The organism is Azospira sp. APE16, from assembly GCF_047901315.1.
GTDB classification, from domain to species: domain Bacteria; phylum Pseudomonadota; class Gammaproteobacteria; order Burkholderiales; family Rhodocyclaceae; genus Azospira; species Azospira oryzae.
The window spans coordinates 3,642,903-3,662,034 of sequence record NZ_CP179682.1; the positions used below are offsets into that span (position 1 = coordinate 3,642,903).

Below are 19,132 nucleotides of genomic sequence, written 5' to 3' on the forward strand. Positions count from 1 at the left end.
TTCATGCCGTTTCGGCAAATAGCTCCCGGCCGATCAGCATACGGCGGATTTCGCTGGTGCCGGCGCCGATCTCGTAGAGCTTGGCGTCGCGCCACAGGCGGCCGGTGGGGTATTCGTTGGTGTAACCGACGCCGCCCAGGGTCTGGATGGCGTCGCCGGCCATCCAGGTGGCCTTTTCGGCGGAATAGAGGATGGCGCCGGCGGCGTCCTTGCGCAGGCTGCGGGCATGGTCGGCCCGGTCGCAGGCCTGGCCCACGGCATAGACGTAGGCCCGGGTGGCCTGCCAGGTGGAATACATGTCGGCCAGCTTGCCCTGCATCAGCTGGAATTCGCCGATGGCAGTGCCGAACTGTTCCCGTTCGTGCAAGTAGGGCAGCACCACGTCCATGCAGGCCGCCATGATGCCCAGGGGGCCGCCGCAGAGCACGGCCCGCTCGTAGTCGAGGCCGCTCATCAGCACCTTGGCGCCGTTGCCGACGCCGCCGAGAACGTTCTCCTCCGGCACCTCGCAGTCGTCGAAGAACAGGGGGAAGGTGTTGGAGCCGCGCATGCCCAGCTTGTCCAGGTGGGTGCCGTGGCTGAAGCCCTTGAAGCCCTTTTCCACGATGAAGGCGGTCATGCCCTTGGCGCCGGCGTTGAGGTCGGTCTTGGCGTACACCACCAGGGTGTCGGCATCGCCGCCGTTGGTGATCCACATCTTGGAACCGTTGAGGACGTAGCGGTCGCCCTTCTTCTCCGCCTTGAGCTTCATGGAGACCACGTCGGAACCGGCATTGGGCTCGGACATGGCGAGGGCCCCGACCTGCGTGCCGGAGATCAGGCCGGGCAGGTACTTGGCCTTCTGGGCCGCAGTGCCGTTGCGGCGGATCTGGTTCACGCAGAGGTTGGAATGGGCGCCGTAGGAGAGGCCCACGGAGGCGGAGGCCCGGGAGATTTCCTCCATGGCCACGATGTGGGCCAGGTAGCCCATGGCAGTGCCGCCGTATTCCTCCTCGGCGGTCATGCCGAGCAGGCCCAGGTCGCCGAATTTCTGCCACAGGTCGGCGGGGAACTCGTTGTCCCTGTCGATCTGGGCCGCCCGGGGGGCGATTTCCTTGGCTGCGAAGGCGCGCACGGTGTCGCGCAGCATCTCGATGGTTTCACCGTGACCGAAGTCCAGGCTGGGAATGTGCATTTGTCTCGCTCCTTTGGATTTTTTCCTTTCCCAGACCACCCGTGGCTTTGTCGCCTTCGCCTCGCCGTGCTGTTCGCACTGTCTTCGGCTTGGCTTCGCGCCACGAGCGGCCTGGAAAAGGAATTGTTTTGTGATGCCGCTTGTTACGGCTTATTCCTTGTGGCTTGTCTCATGTTTTTCTTTTTTACCGTGCATGGTCATGATGGTCTGCTGCATGACCGCGCACAGAGTCTTCTTGCCGTCTTTCACCGCAAACACCTCGCCCCGGGTCACGGTCAGGGTGCGGCCGTATTTCAGCACCGTACCCTGGGCGATGAGCAGTTCCCCGTCGGCCGGGGCCAGCAGGTTCATCTTGTATTCCACCGTCAGCACGCTGGCGTCGGCGGGCGTCAGGGTGTTGGCGGCATAGCCGGCGGCGGAATCGGCAATCATGCCGACCACGCCGCCGTGGATGAAGCCGTGCTGCTGGGTCACCTCCGGCTTGTAGGGCAGGTGGATCTCCGTGTAGCCCGCCTCCACCACCGGCATGGTGGCCCCGATCAGGGCCATGGCCTGCTGGCGGTGGAAGCTGTCCCGCACGCGGGCGGCGAAATCCGGATCGCTGGGGTGGTGCATGTCGTCTCCTCCGGCGCATTGTTGCGCTCTCTGGGATGCTATTGAATGTTACGTTGACGTAAACGTCAACTACCGCTGAAAACCTTCAGCCGGCCGCCTTGCCGGCGCTGGCCGCTCCCTGGCTGCGGCCGGCCTTTTCCAGGGCTTCGGCCTCCACCAGATGCTCGCGGCAGACGGCTTCGATGGTCTCGATCTCGGCCAGAACGGCCTCGATGTCCTCCCGCTGCTGCTCCAGGGCGGCCCGCCGTTCCGACAGCACATCGAGCAGGCGGGTCAGCTGGTCGGTCTCGTCCCGGGCCACGTCGTACATGTCGATCAGGTCCCGGATCTCGGCCAGAGACAGGCCCAGGCGCTTGCCCCGCAGGGCCAGCTTGAGGCGGGTGCGGTCGCGCTTGGTGTAGACCCGGTTGCGCCCTTCCCGGTTGGGCGCGAGCAGGCCCTGGTCCTCCCAGAAACGGATGGTGCGGGGCGTGATATTGAACTCCCGGGCCAGGTCCGAAATGGTGAAGGTCGGGGTGGCGGCAGCAGGCTCGGCCGCTTCGCTAACGGTGCTCACGTCGGCGCATCTCCGGAGAAAGTGGGGCGGGTTGGGAAAAGTGACGGGAGAGTTAAACAGATGCCCCGCCATTTTTCAATCGATACGACGGATACCCGCCGCCGCCAAAGGCCGGCCGGGATCGCCCCGGGACCAGCCGTCTGTCATGTTGGCGTAAGGGAACTGGGCTTCAATGGCCCTTGTCCCGGGGTATAGTTAAAAACTCCAATAACGCCCCTGCCACCCCACTCCTGTCCATGAAACCATCGCTGCACCTGCCCTTTTCCGAGCCCCCGGCCCCCGGCACCACCCTGGAAGTGGCGCCCGGCATCCTCTGGCTACGCATGCCCCTGCCCTTCGTCCTCAACCACATCAACCTGTGGCTGCTGCGGGACGGCGACGGCTGGGTGGTGGTGGACACCGGCTTCGGCCTGCCCGACATCCAGGCCATCTGGGAAACGGTCCTGGCCGGCCTCGACGGCACCATCGCCGGCATCGTCGTCACCCATTTCCACCCGGACCACCTGGGCCTGGCCACCTGGCTGCAGGAGCGCTCCGGCGCCCCGCTGTACATGACCGCCGGCGAATACCTGACCGGCCACGCCGTTTGGCACGAAATCGGCGGCCACGGCACTGCCCCCATGCTGGCCCAGTTCCGCCTGCACGGCCTCGACGCGGAACGCTGCAGCGCCCTGGAGCAACGGGGCAACGGCTATCGCAAGGGGGTGCCGGCCATGCCCCAGACCTACCATCGCCTGTTCGACGGCGACACCCTGGAGATCGGCAGCCGGCGCTGGCAGATCATCGTCGGCCACGGCCATTCGCCCGAGCACATGTCCCTTTACTGTGCTGATTCCAACGTGTTAATTTCAGGTGACATGCTGTTGCCGAAAATTTCCACCAACATCAGCGTTTATGCGGTCACCCCCCGGGACAACGCCCTGGAGCATTACCTGGATTCCCTGACCCGCTTCGCCCGGGAATGCTCCGACGAATCCCTGGTGCTGCCCTCCCACGGCCTGCCCTTCAAGGGCATCCGCCAACGGGTGGACGACCTGCACGGGCATCACGATGAACGCCTGGCCGTGCTGGAGGAGAACTGCAGCGAACCCCGTAGCGCCGCCGAGTTGCTCGCCGCCCTGTTCCCGCGGGCCCTCGACACCCACCAGACCATGTTCGCCATGGGCGAGGCCATCGCCCACCTGAATTACCTGGAGCAATCCGGCCGCCTCACCTGCCAGCAGGGCGCGGACGGCATTCTCCGGTATGTCCGGAAACAAACCACGCATTGACCAAGAAGGGGATTCACGATGTCGCAGCAGACCCAACAGGAAGACCACAACCTCCCCAACCCGGCCGAGCTGGCCAAGTCCTACGCCGAAGTGGCCCAGCGCGCCTCCCGCCTGCTGACCCATTTCATGGAAAAGAAGGCCGCCGAGGGCATCAATCCGCCCAGTGACGAGATGGGCATCGCCAAGGCCTTCATGGACCTGTCCTCGCGCCTCCTGGCCAATCCCTACAAGCTGGCCCAGACCCAGATGAACATGATGTGGGACTACTTCTCCCTGTGGCAGGGCTCCATGCTCAAGATGATGGGTATGCCGATCCAGCCCATCGCCGCACCGGCCAAGGGCGACAAGCGCTTCCACGACGAGGACTGGGAACAGCATTTCCTCTTTGACTACATCAAGCAGTCCTACCTGATCGCCTCCCGCCACATCCACGACACCGTGTGCTGCGTCGAGGGCCTGCCGGACGAAGCCCAGAAGAAGGTGGCCTTCTACACCCGCCAGTATGTGGACGCCCTGTCCCCCTCCAACTTCGCCTTCACCAATCCGGAAGTGTTCCGCGAGACGGTGAAGAGCCACGGCCAGAACCTGGTCAAGGGCCTCAACAACCTGCTGCAGGACATCGAAGCCGGCGACGGCCAGCTGCGCATCCGCATGACCGACACCAGCGCCTTCGAGCTGGGCAAGAACGTGGCCACCACCCCGGGCAAGGTCGTCTTCCAGAACGACCTGTTCCAGCTGGTGCAGTACGAGCCCACCACCAAGGAGCAGTACAAGAAGCCCCTGCTGATCGTGCCGCCCTGGATCAACAAGTTCTACATCCTGGACCTGCGCGAGAAAAACTCCCTGGTGAAATGGGCCACCGACCAGGGCCACACCACCTACATCATCTCCTGGGTCAATCCGGACGCCCACCTGGCCCAGAAGACCTTCGAGGACTACGTCACCGAGGGCACCCTGGCGGCCATCGCCGCCGTGGAAAAGGATACCGGCGAGAAGCAGATCGACGTGGCAGCCTACTGCATCGGCGGCACCCTGCTGGCCACCACCCTGGCCTACATGGCGGCGAAGAAGGACAACCGGGTGGCCTCCGCCACCTTCTTCACCACCATGATCGACTTCTCCAACCCGGGCGAGCTGGGCGTCTTCATCGACGAGCAGCAGGTCTCCAGCCTGGAGCACAAGATGGCCGAGCGGGGCTATCTGGAAGGCAGCGAGATGGCCATGACCTTCAACCTGTTGAAGGCCAACGACCTGATCTGGTCCTTCGTGGTGAACAACTACCTGCTGGGCAAGGACCCCTTCCCCTTCGACCTGCTCTACTGGAACAGCGACTCCACCCGCATGCCCTACGCCATGCACAGCTTCTACCTGCGCAATATGTACATGGCCAACAAGCTGAAGGAGCCGGGCGGCATCAGCATCGCCGGGGTGCCCATCGACATTTCCAAGATCAAGGTGCCCGCCTACTTCATCTCCACCGTGGAAGACCACATCGCCCCGTGGAAGAGCACCTACCTGGGGGCCAAGCTGTTCTCCGGCCCGGTGCGCTTCGTTCTCGGCGGCTCCGGCCACATCGCCGGCATCGTCAATCCGCCGGCCGCCAACAAGTACGGCTTCTGGATCAACGACGCCGCCAAGCTGCCCGCCACCGCCGACGACTTCCTGGCCGGCTCCACCCAGCATCCGGGTTCCTGGTGGACCGACTGGAACGAATGGGTCACCGGCCTGGACGGCGGCAAGAAGGTGGCGGCGCGCAAGCCCGGCGCCGGCAGCCTCAAGGTGCTCGAGGAGGCCCCCGGCTCCTACGTCAAGTTCCGGCTCGACACCCAGAAGAAGGAATCGGCCTGATCCTGGCAGGCCGCAAAAGCAAAGGGCGCCGACGGCGCCCTTTTTTTTCAGCCGGCGTGCCGGCCGGCTCCGCCTACATCTGGGCCACCTGGTTGCGGCCGTGGCGCTTGGCCTGGTAAAGGGCGCTGTCGGCCCGGGCCAGCACCGCATCGAAATTCGGATCGCCGGCCCGGAAGCCGGTGACACCGATGCTGACCGTGTAGGCGATGGTGAGGCCGTTGCAGTGGGCCGGCTGGCCGGCGATGGTCTGGCACAGGCGCTGGCCCAGGGCGAGGCCGCCGTCCTGGTCGGTATCGGGGGAAAGGATGCAGAATTCCTCGCCGCCGATGCGGCCGAAGAGGTCCACCTGGCGCAGCAGGATGCCGGTGCGGCGGGAAAAGTCCCGCAGCACCGCATCGCCGACACCATGGCCGTAGGTGTCGTTGATGTGCTTGAAGTAGTCCAGGTCCAGCATCAGCACCGAGGCCGGATTGCCGGCCCGGTTGAAGCGCGCCATCTCCTGATCGGCCAGGCGCAGGAAGCTCTGCCGGTTGCATAGCCCGGTTAGGGCGTCGGTGGTGGCCAGCTGGCGCAGTTCGTCCTCCAGCTGCTTGGCCTGGGTGATGTCCAGCATGAAGCCGCTCCACACCGCCGACTGGCCCGGTTCGATGACGTTGGGGCGAGACGAGAGGCGCAGCCACTTCTGCCGCCCCGAGGGAGTGAGGATGCGGATCTCGCTGCTGAACTGACTGGCACTGCGGTTGGCGGCCTGTTCCTCCTGGCGCAGGCGGGGCAGGTCCTCCGGATGCACCAGCTGCCAGAAGCACTCCATGTTGGCCATCAGCACCTCGGCCGGCACTTCGAAAATCTCCTCGCAGCGGGAATTGAGGTAGAGGAAACGGCTGTCACCGTCGCCGTGCAGGATGTAGTCGTAGAGCACGCAGGGGACGGTGCGGGCAAGGCGCTCGAAGCGCTCCTGGCTGGCGGCCAGCTCCCATTCGGTGCGCTTGCGCTGGTCGATGTCGGCAATGTTGCCGACCAGGCCGGTGGTGCGGCCGTTGGCGTCCACCAGGGCCTTGCCGGTGAGGTTGCCCCAGAACTCGCTGCCGTCCCGGCGCCGGTAGAGGCGCTCCACGTCCACATGGCCGACACCCCGGGCCATGGTGTTGAGCATGTTCTGCCGCCCCGCCTCCCGTTCCTGGGGATGGATCAGGCTCACGTACTCGCTGCCCACCAGCTCGTCCAGGGTGTAGTGGAAAAGGTCGGCCATGCGGCGATTGGCATGGACGATGCGGCCGCTCATGTCGAGCAGGAAGATGCCGACGCTGGAACTGTCGTAAATCGCCTGCAGCAGCGAAGTGTCATCAGCGATGCGCTTCTTCATCCGTGGGGGCCCCTTCTTTGCGGCTGCCTTTATAAAGAAAGCGACAGCCTGGGAGCATGGTATTCCTCCTGCCGGGTTTCTGCACGGCCGGCGCTACCGTGCTAGCCTGAAGGCAAACGGCAGCATGGAAATACCCCACATGTACCTTCCCGACTACGATGGCGGCAGCATCGCCAACCTCATGGCCTCCCTGGCCCGGGCCTGCGGCAGCTGGGCCAGCCCCTGCCCGCCCCTGGCCGAACTGCCCCCGGCCCGCCTGGCCGCCGTCAGCAACCTGGTGCTGATCGTGGTGGACGGCCTCGGCTACGATCTGCTGGCAGAACGCCCCGGACCACTGCGGCCCTATCTGCGCGGCCATCTCACCTCGGTCTTTCCCAGCACCACCGCCGCCGCCATTCCCACCTTCATGACCGGCCTGCCTCCCAGCCGGCACGGCCTCACCGGCTGGCACATGTGGCTGCGGGAAGTGGGCGCCCTGCTCGCCATCCTGCCCCTCAGCGCCCGTCCCGGAGCGCCCCTGGCGGAGCCCCTGCCGCCCCGGGCCGAGCTGCCCCAACGCCTGTTCCGGCACGACACCCTGTACCAGACCATGGACCGCACCAGCTACGTGGTGTCACCCCATTTCATCGCCGACAGCCCCTTCAACCGCTACCACAGCCGGGGCGCCGTGAAGCAGCCCTACCACGGGCTCGACGGCCTCTTCGCCGCCCTCGGGCAGCTCACCGCCAAGGCCGGCCGCAAGTTCGTCTACGGCTACTGGCCCGACTACGACAGCGCCGCCCACGAACACGGCTGCCGCAGCCCCCAGGCCCTGGCCGCCATGGATGCCTTCGCCACGGCCTTCTGCGCCTGGCTGGAGCAGATCCGGGGCAGCGACACCCTGGTCCTGATCACCGCCGACCACGGCTTCATCGACTGCCCGCCGGAGCGGCAGATCGCCCTGGCCGACCATCCCCTGCTGGCCGAATGCCTGGCCCTGCCCCTGTGCGGCGAGCGGCGGGCCGCCTGGTGCTACCTGAAGCCGGGCAAGGCCCCCGTGTTCGAGGCCTACGTGCGCCAGCACCTGGCCCATGCAGCCCGGGCCGTGCCCCGGGAACAGCTGCTGGCCGAAGGCTGGTTCGGGCCCGGCCCCTGCCACCCCGAACTGGCGGCCCGCATCGGCGACTACGCCCTGCTCATGGCCGACGACTGGGTCATCCACGACACCCTGCCCGGGGAAGCGCCCTACACCCTGATCGGCCACCATGGCGGCCTCAGCCCTGCGGAAATGCGGGTGCCCCTGCTGGTGGCCCGGCCCTAGGCTGCGCCCATGCACGCGTGGAACCTGAGCCCGGCCCAGGCCCGGGCGCTGCAGCTGGAACTGGCGACCCGGGTGGAACGGCAGGACCGGCTCGGCCCCCTGCGACGGGTGGCCGGGGTGGACGTGGGCTTCGAGGACGGCGGCGCCGTCACCCGGGCCGCCGTGGCGGTGCTCGACTTCCCCGCCCTGACGCCGGCGGCCCAGGCGGTGGCCCGGGTGCCCACCACCTTTCCCTATGTGCCCGGTCTGCTCTCCTTCCGCGAAGGGCCGGGGGTGCTGGCGGCCCTGGAGCAGCTGGAGGCCCTGCCGGATCTCCTCCTGTGCGACGGTCAGGGCATCGCCCACCCGCGCCGGCTGGGCATCGCCAGCCACCTGGGAGTGCTGCTTGATGTGCCCAGCATCGGTGTCGGCAAAAGCCGGCTCACCGGCTGGCACGAGGCCGTGGGGCCGGAGAAGGGGGACTGGGTGCCCCTGTGGGACAGGCGGGGCGGCAGCGAAGTGATCGGCGCCGTGCTGCGCAGCCGCCGCGGCTGCCTGCCCCTGTACATCTCCATCGGCCACCGGGTCAGCCTGGCCACCGCCATCGAGCTGGTGCTGGCCTGCACGCCCCGCTACCGGCTGCCGGAAACGACGCGTCAGGCCCACCGCCTGGCCTCGGGCTGAGGCCGGCGCCGTGCCGCTGCAAGGGGAAGGTGAAAGGGAAACGGCGCCGGGCGGCTAGTCCCGGGCCGGCTGCTCGGCATCGTTGAGTTCGTAGGCGTCGGCCACGTAGCCGTGGCCCTTCATCAGGACCACGATGATGCAGGCGATGGCCAGGGTGAACACCAAGGTCCAGTGCAGGACGACGACGCTGATGGCCAGGATGTCGGCCGTCTGCAACTGCTTCCCCACCTGGGCCAGGGAGCCTTCCAGGGGCACCAGGCGCATGGCCAGGGCGGCCAGGGCCGGCAGCAGGGTGCCGATGAGGGCGATGCGGGGCAGCTTGCGCAGCAGGGTCCATTCGAAGCCCGAGGCTTCCCGCCGGCTGCCCGGCAGACGATGCAACATGCCCATGATGCCCTCCCGCAGAAACGGTGCCGCCGGCCGGCGGCACCTGTTCCTGAGAATAGCAAAAGGGGCCGGGGGTTCCCCGCGACCCGTTGCCGCAAGCCTCAGTCGGTGACCAGCCCGGCCACCGAGTCGGTCAGGCCCACGGCCAGGGTGCCCAGCTCGGCCACGGCCTGGCTGGAGGCGCGGATGGCGGCGTGGTTCTCCTCGGCCATGTCGGCGATCTCCTGGATGTTGCGGGCGATCTCGGTGCTGGCGTCGCGCTGGCCGGCGGTGGCATCCACGATGTCGCGCACGTGCTCGGCGGAACGGCCCACGGCGTGGCGGATTTCCGCCAGGCTGCGGGACAGCTCCTCCACCCGGCGGGTGCTGCCGTCCACCCGGGCGCTGTTGTCGTCCATGCCGGCCACGGCTTGATGGATGTCCTGCTGGATGGCGCTGATGGTGCTGCCGATCTCCCGGGTCGAGACGCCGGTGCGGTCGGCCAGCTTGCGCACCTCATCGGCCACCACGGAAAAGCCGCGGCCGTGCTCGCCGGCCCGGGCCGCCTCGATGGCGGCGTTGAGGGCCAGCAGGTTGGTCTGGTCGGCGATCTCCTGGATGGTCTGCACCACCTTGCCGATTTCCCGGCTGCGCTCCTCCAGGCTCTGGATCAGCTGCACGCTCTCGCGCACGCCGCTGACCACGCCGGCCATGTCGGCGGCGGCGGCCTCGGCCTGGACGGCGCCGCGGCCGGCAGCGGCGTCCGCCTCCTCGGTCATGCGCGCCGTCTCCCGGGCGTGTTCCGCCACTTCGGCGACGCTGACGCTCATCTGCTGCACCGCCGCCGCGGTGCGGGCGGCGGCCTCGCTCTGGCGGCCGGAGGCATGTTCCACCTGCTGGCTGGCCCGGGCCAGGTTGTCGCTGGCCTCCACCACGGCGCGGGCCGCCTGGCCGTTGCCGCGGATGAGGCCGGCGAAGGTTTCCGCCATGTGGTTGAAGCTGTGCCCGGCCTCGGCCACCTCGTCGCCGGAGACCAGTTCCACCCGGGCCCGCAGGTCGCCGCCGGCCATCACGGCGGCGGCGCCGCGCAGGCTGTGGATGCCGCGCATGATGGAGATGTAGGCGCCGGTAAAGCCGTAGACGATCACCAGCAGCAGCAGGGCGAGCCCCCCCAGCACCAGGTTGCGCACCAGCAGCAGCCTGCCCTGGCGCTCCGCCAGGAGACCGTCGATGGCCGGGGTCAGGGCCCGGGCCAGGTCCAGCACGGCGGCCATGGCCACGTCGCCCCGGGCGGCGTATTCGGCGGCGCCGATGTCGAAGTCGGTGGTGTCGATGACCTTGGTGGTGAGCACTTCCTGCAGGCCCAGGGAGGCGGTGCCGACATTGCCCGCCGGGCCTTCCAGGCCGGCCTTCAGCCCGGGCCGCAGCTGGGCGGCCTTGTCCACGTTCTCCAGGGTCCAGCCGATGAGGGGCTCCAGGCCGCCGCGCACCACCGTCAGCCGGTTGCGCAGGCCCGACTTGAGGCGCTTGCGCGCCACCGCGCCGAGGCCCGCATCCCGGGCCAGGCCCAGGCTTTCCACCAGCAGCGGCAGCTTCACCGAGAGGGTGTCCACCAGGGCGGCAGCGGCCACGTCGCCGTCCCGGCGCAGGCGGCTGCCGTCGGAGATCTGGCCGAGCCACTGGCGGCTCAGCTGGGACAGTTCCAGATAGGCCTCGAGACCGCCATCCGCCTCGTCTTCCGGGCGCAGGGCCGCCACCGCCTGCCAGCGGCCCTGCAGTTCGGCCCAGGCCGGGGCGGGACCGAGGGCGCCGGCCTGTTCCTGGGCCAGCTTGCCGACCCGGGCCAGGGCCTGTTCCACGGCGGCCCGGCGCTGGGGCAGGCGCTGCTGGAAATCCGCCTCGCCGGCGGCGGCGCCCTGGAAGGCGCCGTGCAGGTCATGCAGCGCCAGCATCAGTTCCAGGGCCGGCAACTGCAGGGCCAGCCCGGCCCGTTCCTGCTCCAGCTCGGCCAGGGCGCTCTGGCGGTCCGCCAGCAGCAGGCCGCCGAGGAGGATCAGGGGCAGGGCGAACAGGGCGCCGGTGGCCAGAAGCTTCTGGCGGTAGGAGAGGCGGCCAACCAGCCAGGCGGCGGGGGCGAATAGCGCTTTCATGGAGTCCGGTCCGAAAAAGTGTGACTTTTTTCAGGTTAACGGCCCAATGTGTCACGCCGATGAAATGCGTTTGTAATGATCACGGGCGCAGTGCCCGTCTGTCAGCAAAGAGGGACGGGCCTCTTCAGGACCCCTACCCCATGGTTCAGCACGGACGCGGGCCCGCGGGCATGGCAGCCGAAAAACCTTGCCCCCATTGGCTGACAGCCGGGCATCGTCTCAGTCGCCGGTGGGGGAGATGCGGAACTCCAGCAGGCCGTTGCCCTGACGCAGATGTTCGGCCAGGCGCTCAAAATTGTGCTTGCCGTAGGTCTTGATGATCATGCGGTACTCGTACACGGCGCCGGACTCGGACAGGCGGTAGCTCATGTTGGCGATACTGAAGCCGAAGCCCTGTAGCAGCTGCCGCACCGTATCCTCCACCGGGGCACCGCTGCCCGGATAGCGCAGAACCAAGTGGGCATAGGCCTGGCTCGGCACCCGGTACTCGATCCAGCGGAACAGGGCCAGGGTGCCCAGCACGGCGGCGGTGGAGATGAGGGCGGGAAAGTAGAAGCCGATGCCGTAGAGGATACCCAGGGCGGCGGTGATCCAGATGGAGGCGGCGGTGGTGAGGCCGCGCACCGTCAAGCCTTCCTTGAAGATGACGCCGGCGCCGAGGAAGCCGATGCCGGTCATGATGCCCTGGGCCATGCGGGTGGGATCGGTACGGATGGCTTCCAGGGGCATGGCGGTCATCCAGCGGCCCTGATAGGTGGTGACCACCATCAGCAGGGCCGAGGCCAGGCACACCAGGGCGTGGGTACGGAAGCCGGCGGGCCGGCCGTGGAAGCTGCGCTCCAGTCCCACCAGACTGCCGGCGACCCAGGCGCTGCCCAGGTGCAGGATGATTTCCAGGTAGTCGTTGGACATGGCATTCCTCCCTCTGGCTCAAGGGGAAAAAATGCCACCGCGCCGAAAGCGGGGCAAGCCCGGGTTTACCCCGGAGCGTGCTGGGGACTCAGGCCGTGCGGCCGGGACGGGGCAGGCCGGCAACCAGGGCGGAGAGGCGCTCCAGGCCGGGAATGCGGCCGACGCTGGGGGGCCACTCGATGGCGTCGAGCATGTTCTTCACCACCAGGCCCAGTTCGGTGTCGCCTTCGATGGAGAGCTGGCGATTGAAGAACAGGGTGTCCGGGTCCTCCTGGCGGCTGACCAGCTGCAGGTAGGCGGAGAGGTCGGCGCGGAAGGTCAGGTCGGGCTCGCCGGCGGCGCCGAAGACGGGACGGAACCAGCCGTTGGCGTAGGTGAAGCGGGCTTCGCCGCCGGTGTCGTTCACCGCCACCAGGAAGGTCTTGCCCGCCAGGCTCTGCAGGCTGTCTTCCGGCAACAGCTTCAGCTTGGCCGCGGTGTTGAGGCCGGAGACCAGGGCCAGGGCGTGGGGCCACTGGGGCAGGCGGGCACCGATCTTGGCGACGAACTCGGGCAGCTTGAAGGTGGGAATGGTGAAGTGGCTCATGTCAGGCTCCTGCATGCAGTTCGGTGGTGGCCGCCGCTGCCAGATCGATGCCGGCGCGGCCGAACCAGTAGCCGTCGCACAGGCCGTGCTCGGCCCACTGGGGCTGTTCCGCCACCTCTTCGCCGCGGCGGGCGCGCTCGAAGGCGGCGACGATGGCGGCAGTATGCGCCGGTTGGGGGCTGATGCGCACGGCGTCGATGCCCATCTGCGACAGTTCGGGCATCAGGTGCAGCAGGCTGTAGGTCTGGGCCGACATGGTCTGGATGCCGTTGATGACCAGGAAGGGCTGCTTTTCCCGGGTCAGCAGGGTCAGGCCCTCGCTGTGGTCCAGGCACTTGAACTGGCAGTCGTCCTTGTTCAGGTTGTAGTGCCGGGCGGTGAAGCAGCGGGCGGAGAAGGCCAGGGGAATCTTGCCGAAGGCGAAGACCTCCGTCTCCATGCCTGCCGGACGCGCCTGGTGCAGGGTCTGCACCAGTTCCCGGGTCGCCTCCAGGGGCGGCACCCAGCGCTTGGCGCCGAGGCCGGCGAAGTAGGCCAGGGCCGATTCGTTGTAGATGTTGAGGTGGGGGCCGCAGACGAAGGGCAGCTGCTTTTCCCGAGCCAGGCTGACGGCGCCCAGGTCGTTGGCCTCGAGGGAGCAGTTGCCCTCCTCCACCAGACGGCGCAGGGCCTTCAGGTCGCTTTCCGATTCCAGCAGGGCCTGGGCCGAGATCACCACCTCCTTGCCCGATTCGGCCAGGTCCCTGGCCAGGCCGATCCAGTCGCTGGTGCGCAGCTGCTGGCGGCGGGAGCACACCACTTCGCCCAGGTAGATGCGGTCCAGGGGCGTCTCCAGCATGGAGGCGTAGAAATTCATCACTTCCTGCTTGGGCCAGAACCACAGCAGGGGGCCGAGGGAGAGTTTCATGGTCATGTTCGTGCTTTCCTCTCTCAGCGCCAGGGCCGGTTGTAGGCGCCCAGGGTGGCCTGGTGGCCCTCGGAAACCTTGGTCAGTTCGGCCTGCCAGGAAGGCTTGACGCTGTAGCGGTCGTTGCCGTCCTTGAGGCTGTCCAGGGCGGCGCGCAGGGTGCGGGTGACCTGGGCGACGTAGGCCGGGCTGCGCTGGCGGCCTTCGACCTTGATGGCGCGGACGCCGATCTTGACGATCTCCGGCAGCACCGAGAGGACGTTGAGGGAGGTGGGTTCCTCCAGGGCGTAGTAGGTCTCGCCCTGGACCTCGAAGCGGCCCTTGCACAGGGTCGGGTAGCCGGCGTTTTCCTGGTCGCCGTAGCTGTCGATGAGGATGCCGTTGAGGCGGGCATCCATGCGGCCCGGATTCTTTTCCCAGCGCACGTACTTGGCCGGGGAACAGGCGCCGACGGTGTTGGGGGATTCGCCGCAGGCATAGGAAGAGAGCCAGCAGCGGCCCTCGTTCATGACGCAGAGGCTGCCGAAGCCGAACACCTCGATCTCCACCGGGGTGTTCTTGATGACGTGCTCTACCTGGGCCAGGGTCAGCACCCGGGGCAGCACGGCGCGGCGGATGCCGAATTCCTTGTGGCAGAAATTGACCGCCTCGTAATTGGTGGCGGAGCCCTGCACGGAGAGGTGCAGGTTGAGGTCCGGGTACTTCTCCCGGGCGTAGGCCAGCAGGCCCACGTCGGCCAGGATCAGGGCGTCCACGCCGAGGCCAGCGGCCACGTCCACCGCCTCCCGCCAGGCCTGCACGCGGCCGGGCTGGGCATAGGTGTTGAGGGCCAGCAGCACTTCCTTGCCGCGGCTCTGGGCGTAATGCAGCCCTTCGGCCATGGTCTTCTCGTCGAAATTGAGGCCGGCGAAGTTGCGGGCGTTGGTGTCGTTCTTGAAGCCCAGGTAGACGGTGTCGGCGCCGTTATCGACGGCAGCTTTGAGCGCCGGCAGGCTGCCGGCGGGGCAGACCAGTTCGGGCAAGGGATTGTTCGACATGGCAAAAATGGGGAATCCGGGGAAGCCGGGAGTATAGCCCCGCCCCCGCGCAACCCCTTGATTTCGGTCAAACAGGGGGCAGGGAGCGCCCGGCGGACTGCAGCCGGGCCGGGACAAACGTGTAAGCTGATGCGCTCCCCATGCCCCGAATGAATCCCATGAAGTGCGTCGATGCAGCCTGGAAAGCCCACGAGGCGGAACTGATGCGGTTCATCGCCGCCCGCCTGCCCGACCGGGAGGAGGCCCGGGACCTGCTCCAGGAGGTGTTCCTGCGGGCGCTGCGGCAACCCGATGCCCTGTGCGGAGTGGAAAATCCCCGGGCCTGGCTGTTCCAGGTGGCGCGCAACCTGCTGATCGACCGCTTCCGCCTGCAGCGGCAGCAACTGCCCCTGGACGAAGACTGGCCCGCCGCCGAGATCCCCGAAGTCCCCCCGGTGGACAGGCTGGCCGACTGCCTGCCCCGGGTTCTCGGCGAACTGGCGGAGGCCGACCGGGAGGCCATCCGCCTGTGCGACATCGAAGGCCTGAGCCAGCAGGAATTCGCCCAGCGCCAGGGACTCTCCCTGGCCGCGGCCAAGTCCCGCGTGCAAAGGGCCCGCCGCCGGCTGCGGGCCCGCCTGGTGCAGGCCTGCCAGGTGCGTTTCGACGGCGAAGGCCAGGTCTGCTGCTTCGTGCCCCGGCCGCCCCTCCTTCCCCGGGACTAGCTGCATCCTTTTTGCCCCTGCTTCGTCTTCTGTGCGAGATGCCCCGTTTCCGGCCACGGCCGGGGCCACCACCGCCTTTCGCGAACAGGAGTGAAGATGAATGTGGAAATGAACACGGTGGCCCCGGCAAGGGGCCTGGGATGGCGCTGGCTATGCGGCACGACGGCAGCCGCCGGACTTTGGTTCTGGCTCTACGGCAATCTGACGGCCATGGCCGATTTCGTCGTTGCCGCCCTGGGACAGAGCCGTCAGACGGCCCTGGGCGAAGCCCTGCACTTCTTCGTCTATGACACGCCCAAGGTCCTGCTGCTGCTGACCGGCATCGTCTTCCTGATGGGCGTGATCCAGACCTTCTTCGCACCGGAGCGCACCCGCGCCCTGCTCTCCGGCAGGCGCACCGGGATGGGCAACGTCCTGGCGGCCGGCCTGGGCATCGTCACGCCCTTCTGCTCCTGCTCCGCCGTGCCCTTTTTCATCGGTTTCCTCTCGGCGGGCGTGCCCCTGGGAGTGACCTTTTCGTTCCTCATCGCCGCCCCCATGATCAACGAGGTGGCCCTGGCCCTGCTCTTCGGCATGTTCGGCTGGCAGGTGGCCCTGCTCTACCTGGGACTGGGGCTGCTGGTCGCCATCCTGGCCGGACTGGTGATCGGCCACCTGAAGATGGAGGCCCACCTGGAAGACTGGGTGCGGGCGATCCAGGCGGGCACCCCCGCCAGCTTCGCCGGCGGCGGCATGAGCTGGGTGCAGCGGGGCCGCGCCGGCCTGGACCATGTGCGGGACATCGTCGCCAAGGTGTGGCCCTATGTGGTGGCCGGCATCGCCCTGGGCGCGGGCATCCACGGCTACGTGCCGGAGGACTTCATGGCCTCCTTCATGGGCAAGGACGTGTGGTGGGCGGTGCCGGCCGCAGTCGTGCTCGGCGTGCCCATGTACACCAACGCGGCCGGCATCATCCCGGTGGTGGAGGCCCTCATCGGCAAGGGTGCGGCCCTGGGCACGGTCCTGGCCTTCATGATGAGCGTCATCGCCCTTTCGGCGCCGGAGATGATCATTCTGCGCAAGGCCCTCAAGCCCCGCCTGATCGCCACTTTCGCCGGCGTGGTGGCCCTGGGGATCCTCCTCGTCGGTTACGTCTTCAACGCCGTTCTATAAGGAAGCATGATGAAAGAAGTGAAAGTCCTGGGCACGGGCTGTGCCAAATGCAAGACCCTGGTGGCCATGGTGGAACAGGCGGCCGTGCGTACCGGCACCGCCATCGACCTGGAAAAGGTCGAGGACATGGCCCGCATCATCGGCTACGGCGTCATGGCGACGCCGGCCCTGGTGATCGAGGGCCGGGTGGTCCATAGCGGCAGCCTGCCGGAGGCGGGGACGATCGACCGGCTGCTGCAGGAATCCTGACATTTCCGGTCCGCCAATCCCGGTCCGCCAGGTATCGGCGGCGTACCAATGAAAAACCGGCTCCGGGTCGCCCCGGGCCGGTTTTCTCTTTTGATTGTTTCTCTGTTGGGGAGGTACGGAAGCTGGGAGAGTTACACCCCCGTACCGGTGCGACGAAACCGTGCAAGCTTTGCTGTCACGACCCGCCTTCGCTCCCCGTCGCACGGGAGAGTCGGCAGACCGGCGCTCAGAATTTGACCGCGATGTCCTCGTCCAGCAGCATGTACTGGCAGGCCAGGCGCCAGCCCGGGGCCAGGTCCTTCACCACCAGTTCGTCCAGCTCGGCCTGCTTAACCTTGCCGGCCAGCACCAGGGCGGTCTTTTCCTTTTCCGTCAGGTGGGCGGCCATGGGCTGCTTGTTGCCCAGGTGCAGCACTTCCACGGCGCAGGAGCCGCAGTTGCCATCCTGGCACTCGAAATCCACGGGGATCTTGTGTTCCTTGGCCAGGCCGAGGATGGTGGAACGGTTGCCGGCCACGGCATACACGGTCACGTCCTTCTTCTGCTTGGGGGAGGAAAACGTCACGTTCGGCATTGAATCACTCCTGTAAAAAAATCCCGCCCGCCATCGAAGACCTGATGGACGGGCGGGCAGATCGTCACCGCACGACGTCGAAACTGGTGCCCTTCGGATCCTTGTCGAGCACGTCGAAGATCTTGTCGAGGATCTTCACGAGCACGTTGAGGCCGCCCTGGTAACCCCAGATGGGGAAGCGATGGTGGTGGTGCCGGTCGAAGATCGGGAAGCCGATCCGGATCAGGGGCACGCCCGTGTCACGCTCCAGGAACTTGCCGTAGGAGGAGCCGATGAGGAAGTCGGAAGGCTCGGTGGCGAGTAGGGAACGCATGTGCCACAGGTCCTTGCCGGCGTAGATCTTGGCTTCCTTGCCGAAGGGGCTGGCTTCCAGCAGGGCGCCGAGCTTGGTCTCGAAGTCCTTGGTGGAGTTGGTGACCACGATGTGCTTGGGCTCGGCGCCGACTTCCAGGAGGAAGCTGACCAGGCCGTAGACCATGTCGGGGTCGCCGAACAGGGAGAAGCTCTTGCCGTGCAGGTAGGCCTGGGAGTCGGCGATGGCGTCCACCAGACGGCCCCGTTCCTTTTCCAGCTCGGCCGGGATGGCCTTGCCGGTGACGCGGGAGACTTCCATGAGGAAGGCGTCGGTGGCGGTGACGCCCACCGGGTTGTGGAAGGCGACGACTTCCTGGCCCTTTTCCTTGATGAACTCGCCGGTCTTGGCCGTGGAGAAGCCCTGCAGCAGGAAGGTGGCCTTGGCATTGACGGCGGCGATGCCGTCGTCGATCTTGGTGCCACCGTCGTACATGCGGAATTCGCCGTCGGCCGGAGTATCGAAGACGTCGGAGGGATCGGAGAGGACGGTGAAATCCACACCCATCAGGCCCAGCAGGCGCTTGATTTCCCGGTTGTTGCCGACGCAGTAGCCGTCGAAGCCGCCGTTCACGTTGATGGCGGCGCCTTCCTTGCGTTCCTGGCCGGCCCACAGGTTGGTCAGCACGCCCTTGAGCATGTTGTCGTAGCCGGTGATGTGGCTGCCGACGAAGGACGGGGTGTGGGCGAAGGGCACGCGGAAGTCTTCCGGGATGGAGCCCTTCTGCTTGGCGTTCTTGATGAAGCCGTCCAGGTCGTCGCCGATCACCTCGGCCATGCAGGTGGTGGAGACGGCGATCATCTTCGGCTTGTACAGCGCGTGGGCGTTTGCCAGGCCGTCGATCATGTTGTTCAGGCCGCCGAACACGGCCGCGTCTTCCGTCATGGAGTCGGAGACGCAGGAGGAAGGCTCCTTGAAGTGACGGTTCAGGTGGGAACGGAAGTAGGCGACGCAGCCTTGGGAACCATGCACATAGGGCAGGGTGCCTTCGAAGCCGGAGGCGCAGAGGACGGCGCCCAGGGGCTGGCAGGCCTTGGCCGGATTGACGGTCAGGGCTTCGCGCTTGAAGTTGATTTCCCGGTATTCCCAGGACTTGGTGAAGGCCTCGACTTCCTTGACCTTGTCGGCGGAAGCGCAGTCCTCGAACTGCTTCTTGCGGGCCATCAGGTCCTGGTATTCGGGCTGTTTGAACAGCTCGTTGTGGTCGAGCACTTTCTCAGCGGATTGCGGCATTTTGAATCTCCTTTTTACGCGCCGGGCGGTCATCCCCGCACCGACAGCGCTTCAAGTTTCCGGCTCCCCTAACCCGGCACCGGCAGGCGGCGGGCATGAGAGACGGACTCACTGCTTCTG

Annotated in this window: 19 protein-coding genes; 7 read left to right on the forward strand and 12 right to left on the reverse strand. The window is 67.0% G+C overall.

The genetic code is table 11. The annotated features are described in order from the left end of the window. Position 1 precedes the first annotated feature (1 nt). From ACLSSQ_RS17320 to ACLSSQ_RS17330, 3 genes are all read right to left on the reverse strand, one after another. The gene (locus ACLSSQ_RS17320; RefSeq protein ID WP_014236081.1) at positions 2-1,174 is read right to left on the reverse strand and encodes an isovaleryl-CoA dehydrogenase; all 1,173 of its coding nucleotides are present in this window, start codon (positions 1,172-1,174) and stop codon (positions 2-4) included. Positions 1,175-1,324: 150 nt separating this feature from the next. Continuing rightward, positions 1,325-1,789 (reverse strand): PaaI family thioesterase, encoded by a 465-nt coding sequence (locus ACLSSQ_RS17325; RefSeq protein ID WP_014236080.1) that lies wholly within the window; start codon positions 1,787-1,789, stop codon positions 1,325-1,327. A gap of 85 nt (positions 1,790-1,874) precedes the next feature. Beyond that, positions 1,875-2,345, reverse strand: a complete 471-nt coding sequence (locus ACLSSQ_RS17330; RefSeq protein WP_014236079.1) for a MerR family transcriptional regulator — start codon at positions 2,343-2,345, stop codon at positions 1,875-1,877. Between the two features lie 236 nt (positions 2,346-2,581). On the opposite strand from ACLSSQ_RS17330, the gene ACLSSQ_RS17335 reads away from it, so the two are divergent. Together ACLSSQ_RS17335 and ACLSSQ_RS17340 are read left to right on the forward strand one after the other, a co-directional pair. After that, on the forward strand, positions 2,582-3,616 hold the full coding sequence (locus ACLSSQ_RS17335; RefSeq protein WP_014236078.1) for an MBL fold metallo-hydrolase: 1,035 nt from the start codon (positions 2,582-2,584) through the stop codon (positions 3,614-3,616). A gap of 18 nt (positions 3,617-3,634) precedes the next feature. After that, the gene (locus ACLSSQ_RS17340) at positions 3,635-5,464 is read left to right on the forward strand and encodes a PHA/PHB synthase family protein (RefSeq protein ID WP_014236077.1); all 1,830 of its coding nucleotides are present in this window, start codon (positions 3,635-3,637) and stop codon (positions 5,462-5,464) included. Between the two features lie 73 nt (positions 5,465-5,537). Here the strand turns inward: ACLSSQ_RS17340 and ACLSSQ_RS17345 are convergent, their stop codons facing one another. Then, positions 5,538-6,827, reverse strand: coding sequence for a sensor domain-containing diguanylate cyclase (locus tag ACLSSQ_RS17345; RefSeq protein WP_014236076.1), 1,290 nt, complete (start codon positions 6,825-6,827; stop codon positions 5,538-5,540). Between the two features lie 124 nt (positions 6,828-6,951). Between ACLSSQ_RS17345 and ACLSSQ_RS17350 the strand changes: the two genes are divergently transcribed. Further along, positions 6,952-8,127, forward strand: coding sequence for an alkaline phosphatase family protein (locus tag ACLSSQ_RS17350; protein ID WP_043797770.1), 1,176 nt, complete (start codon positions 6,952-6,954; stop codon positions 8,125-8,127). Positions 8,128-8,136: 9 nt separating this feature from the next. Beyond that, positions 8,137-8,790, forward strand: a complete 654-nt coding sequence (nfi, locus tag ACLSSQ_RS17355; RefSeq protein ID WP_014236074.1) for a deoxyribonuclease V — start codon at positions 8,137-8,139, stop codon at positions 8,788-8,790. 54 nt (positions 8,791-8,844) lie between these two features. Here the strand turns inward: nfi and ACLSSQ_RS17360 are convergent, their stop codons facing one another. The 6 genes from ACLSSQ_RS17360 to ubiU all read right to left on the reverse strand — a co-directional run bounded on the left by ACLSSQ_RS17360 (position 8,845) and on the right by ubiU (position 14,748). After that, positions 8,845-9,180: a hypothetical protein gene (locus ACLSSQ_RS17360; protein WP_014236073.1), complete on the reverse strand. Its 336-nt coding sequence runs from the start codon at positions 9,178-9,180 to the stop codon at positions 8,845-8,847. Positions 9,181-9,278: 98 nt separating this feature from the next. Beyond that, entirely contained in the window at positions 9,279-11,306 is a 2,028-nt protein-coding gene (locus tag ACLSSQ_RS17365; RefSeq protein WP_014236072.1) for a methyl-accepting chemotaxis protein, read from the reverse strand. Between the two features lie 219 nt (positions 11,307-11,525). Next, complete coding sequence (locus tag ACLSSQ_RS17370; RefSeq protein WP_014236071.1) at positions 11,526-12,218, reverse strand: MgtC/SapB family protein; 693 nt, start codon at positions 12,216-12,218, stop codon at positions 11,526-11,528. A gap of 88 nt (positions 12,219-12,306) precedes the next feature. Then, positions 12,307-12,804, reverse strand: coding sequence for a ubiquinone anaerobic biosynthesis accessory factor UbiT (ubiT, locus tag ACLSSQ_RS17375; RefSeq protein ID WP_014236070.1), 498 nt, complete (start codon positions 12,802-12,804; stop codon positions 12,307-12,309). 1 nt (position 12,805) lies between these two features. After that, complete coding sequence (locus ACLSSQ_RS17380) at positions 12,806-13,717, reverse strand: U32 family peptidase (protein WP_014236069.1); 912 nt, start codon at positions 13,715-13,717, stop codon at positions 12,806-12,808. A gap of 17 nt (positions 13,718-13,734) precedes the next feature. Continuing rightward, positions 13,735-14,748: a ubiquinone anaerobic biosynthesis protein UbiU gene (gene ubiU, locus ACLSSQ_RS17385; protein ID WP_014236068.1), complete on the reverse strand. Its 1,014-nt coding sequence runs from the start codon at positions 14,746-14,748 to the stop codon at positions 13,735-13,737. Positions 14,749-14,888: 140 nt separating this feature from the next. Between ubiU and sigZ the strand changes: the two genes are divergently transcribed. The 3 genes from sigZ to ACLSSQ_RS17400 all read left to right on the forward strand — a co-directional run bounded on the left by sigZ (position 14,889) and on the right by ACLSSQ_RS17400 (position 16,853). Next, positions 14,889-15,452, forward strand: a complete 564-nt coding sequence (gene sigZ, locus ACLSSQ_RS17390; protein ID WP_014236067.1) for an RNA polymerase sigma factor SigZ — start codon at positions 14,889-14,891, stop codon at positions 15,450-15,452. A gap of 96 nt (positions 15,453-15,548) precedes the next feature. Continuing rightward, entirely contained in the window at positions 15,549-16,604 is a 1,056-nt protein-coding gene (locus ACLSSQ_RS17395) for a permease (protein ID WP_416243366.1), read from the forward strand. A 9-nt stretch (positions 16,605-16,613) separates the two neighbouring features. Continuing rightward, the gene (locus tag ACLSSQ_RS17400; protein WP_416243367.1) at positions 16,614-16,853 is read left to right on the forward strand and encodes a thioredoxin family protein; all 240 of its coding nucleotides are present in this window, start codon (positions 16,614-16,616) and stop codon (positions 16,851-16,853) included. A gap of 226 nt (positions 16,854-17,079) precedes the next feature. Here ACLSSQ_RS17400 and ACLSSQ_RS17405 read toward each other — a convergent pair whose 3' ends face one another. Both ACLSSQ_RS17405 and nifK read right to left on the reverse strand, forming a co-directional pair. Then, positions 17,080-17,427 (reverse strand): 2Fe-2S iron-sulfur cluster-binding protein, encoded by a 348-nt coding sequence (locus ACLSSQ_RS17405; protein WP_014236064.1) that lies wholly within the window; start codon positions 17,425-17,427, stop codon positions 17,080-17,082. A 64-nt stretch (positions 17,428-17,491) separates the two neighbouring features. Continuing rightward, positions 17,492-19,012, reverse strand: coding sequence for a nitrogenase molybdenum-iron protein subunit beta (gene nifK, locus ACLSSQ_RS17410; RefSeq protein WP_014236063.1), 1,521 nt, complete (start codon positions 19,010-19,012; stop codon positions 17,492-17,494). Positions 19,013-19,132: the final 120 nt, after the last annotated feature.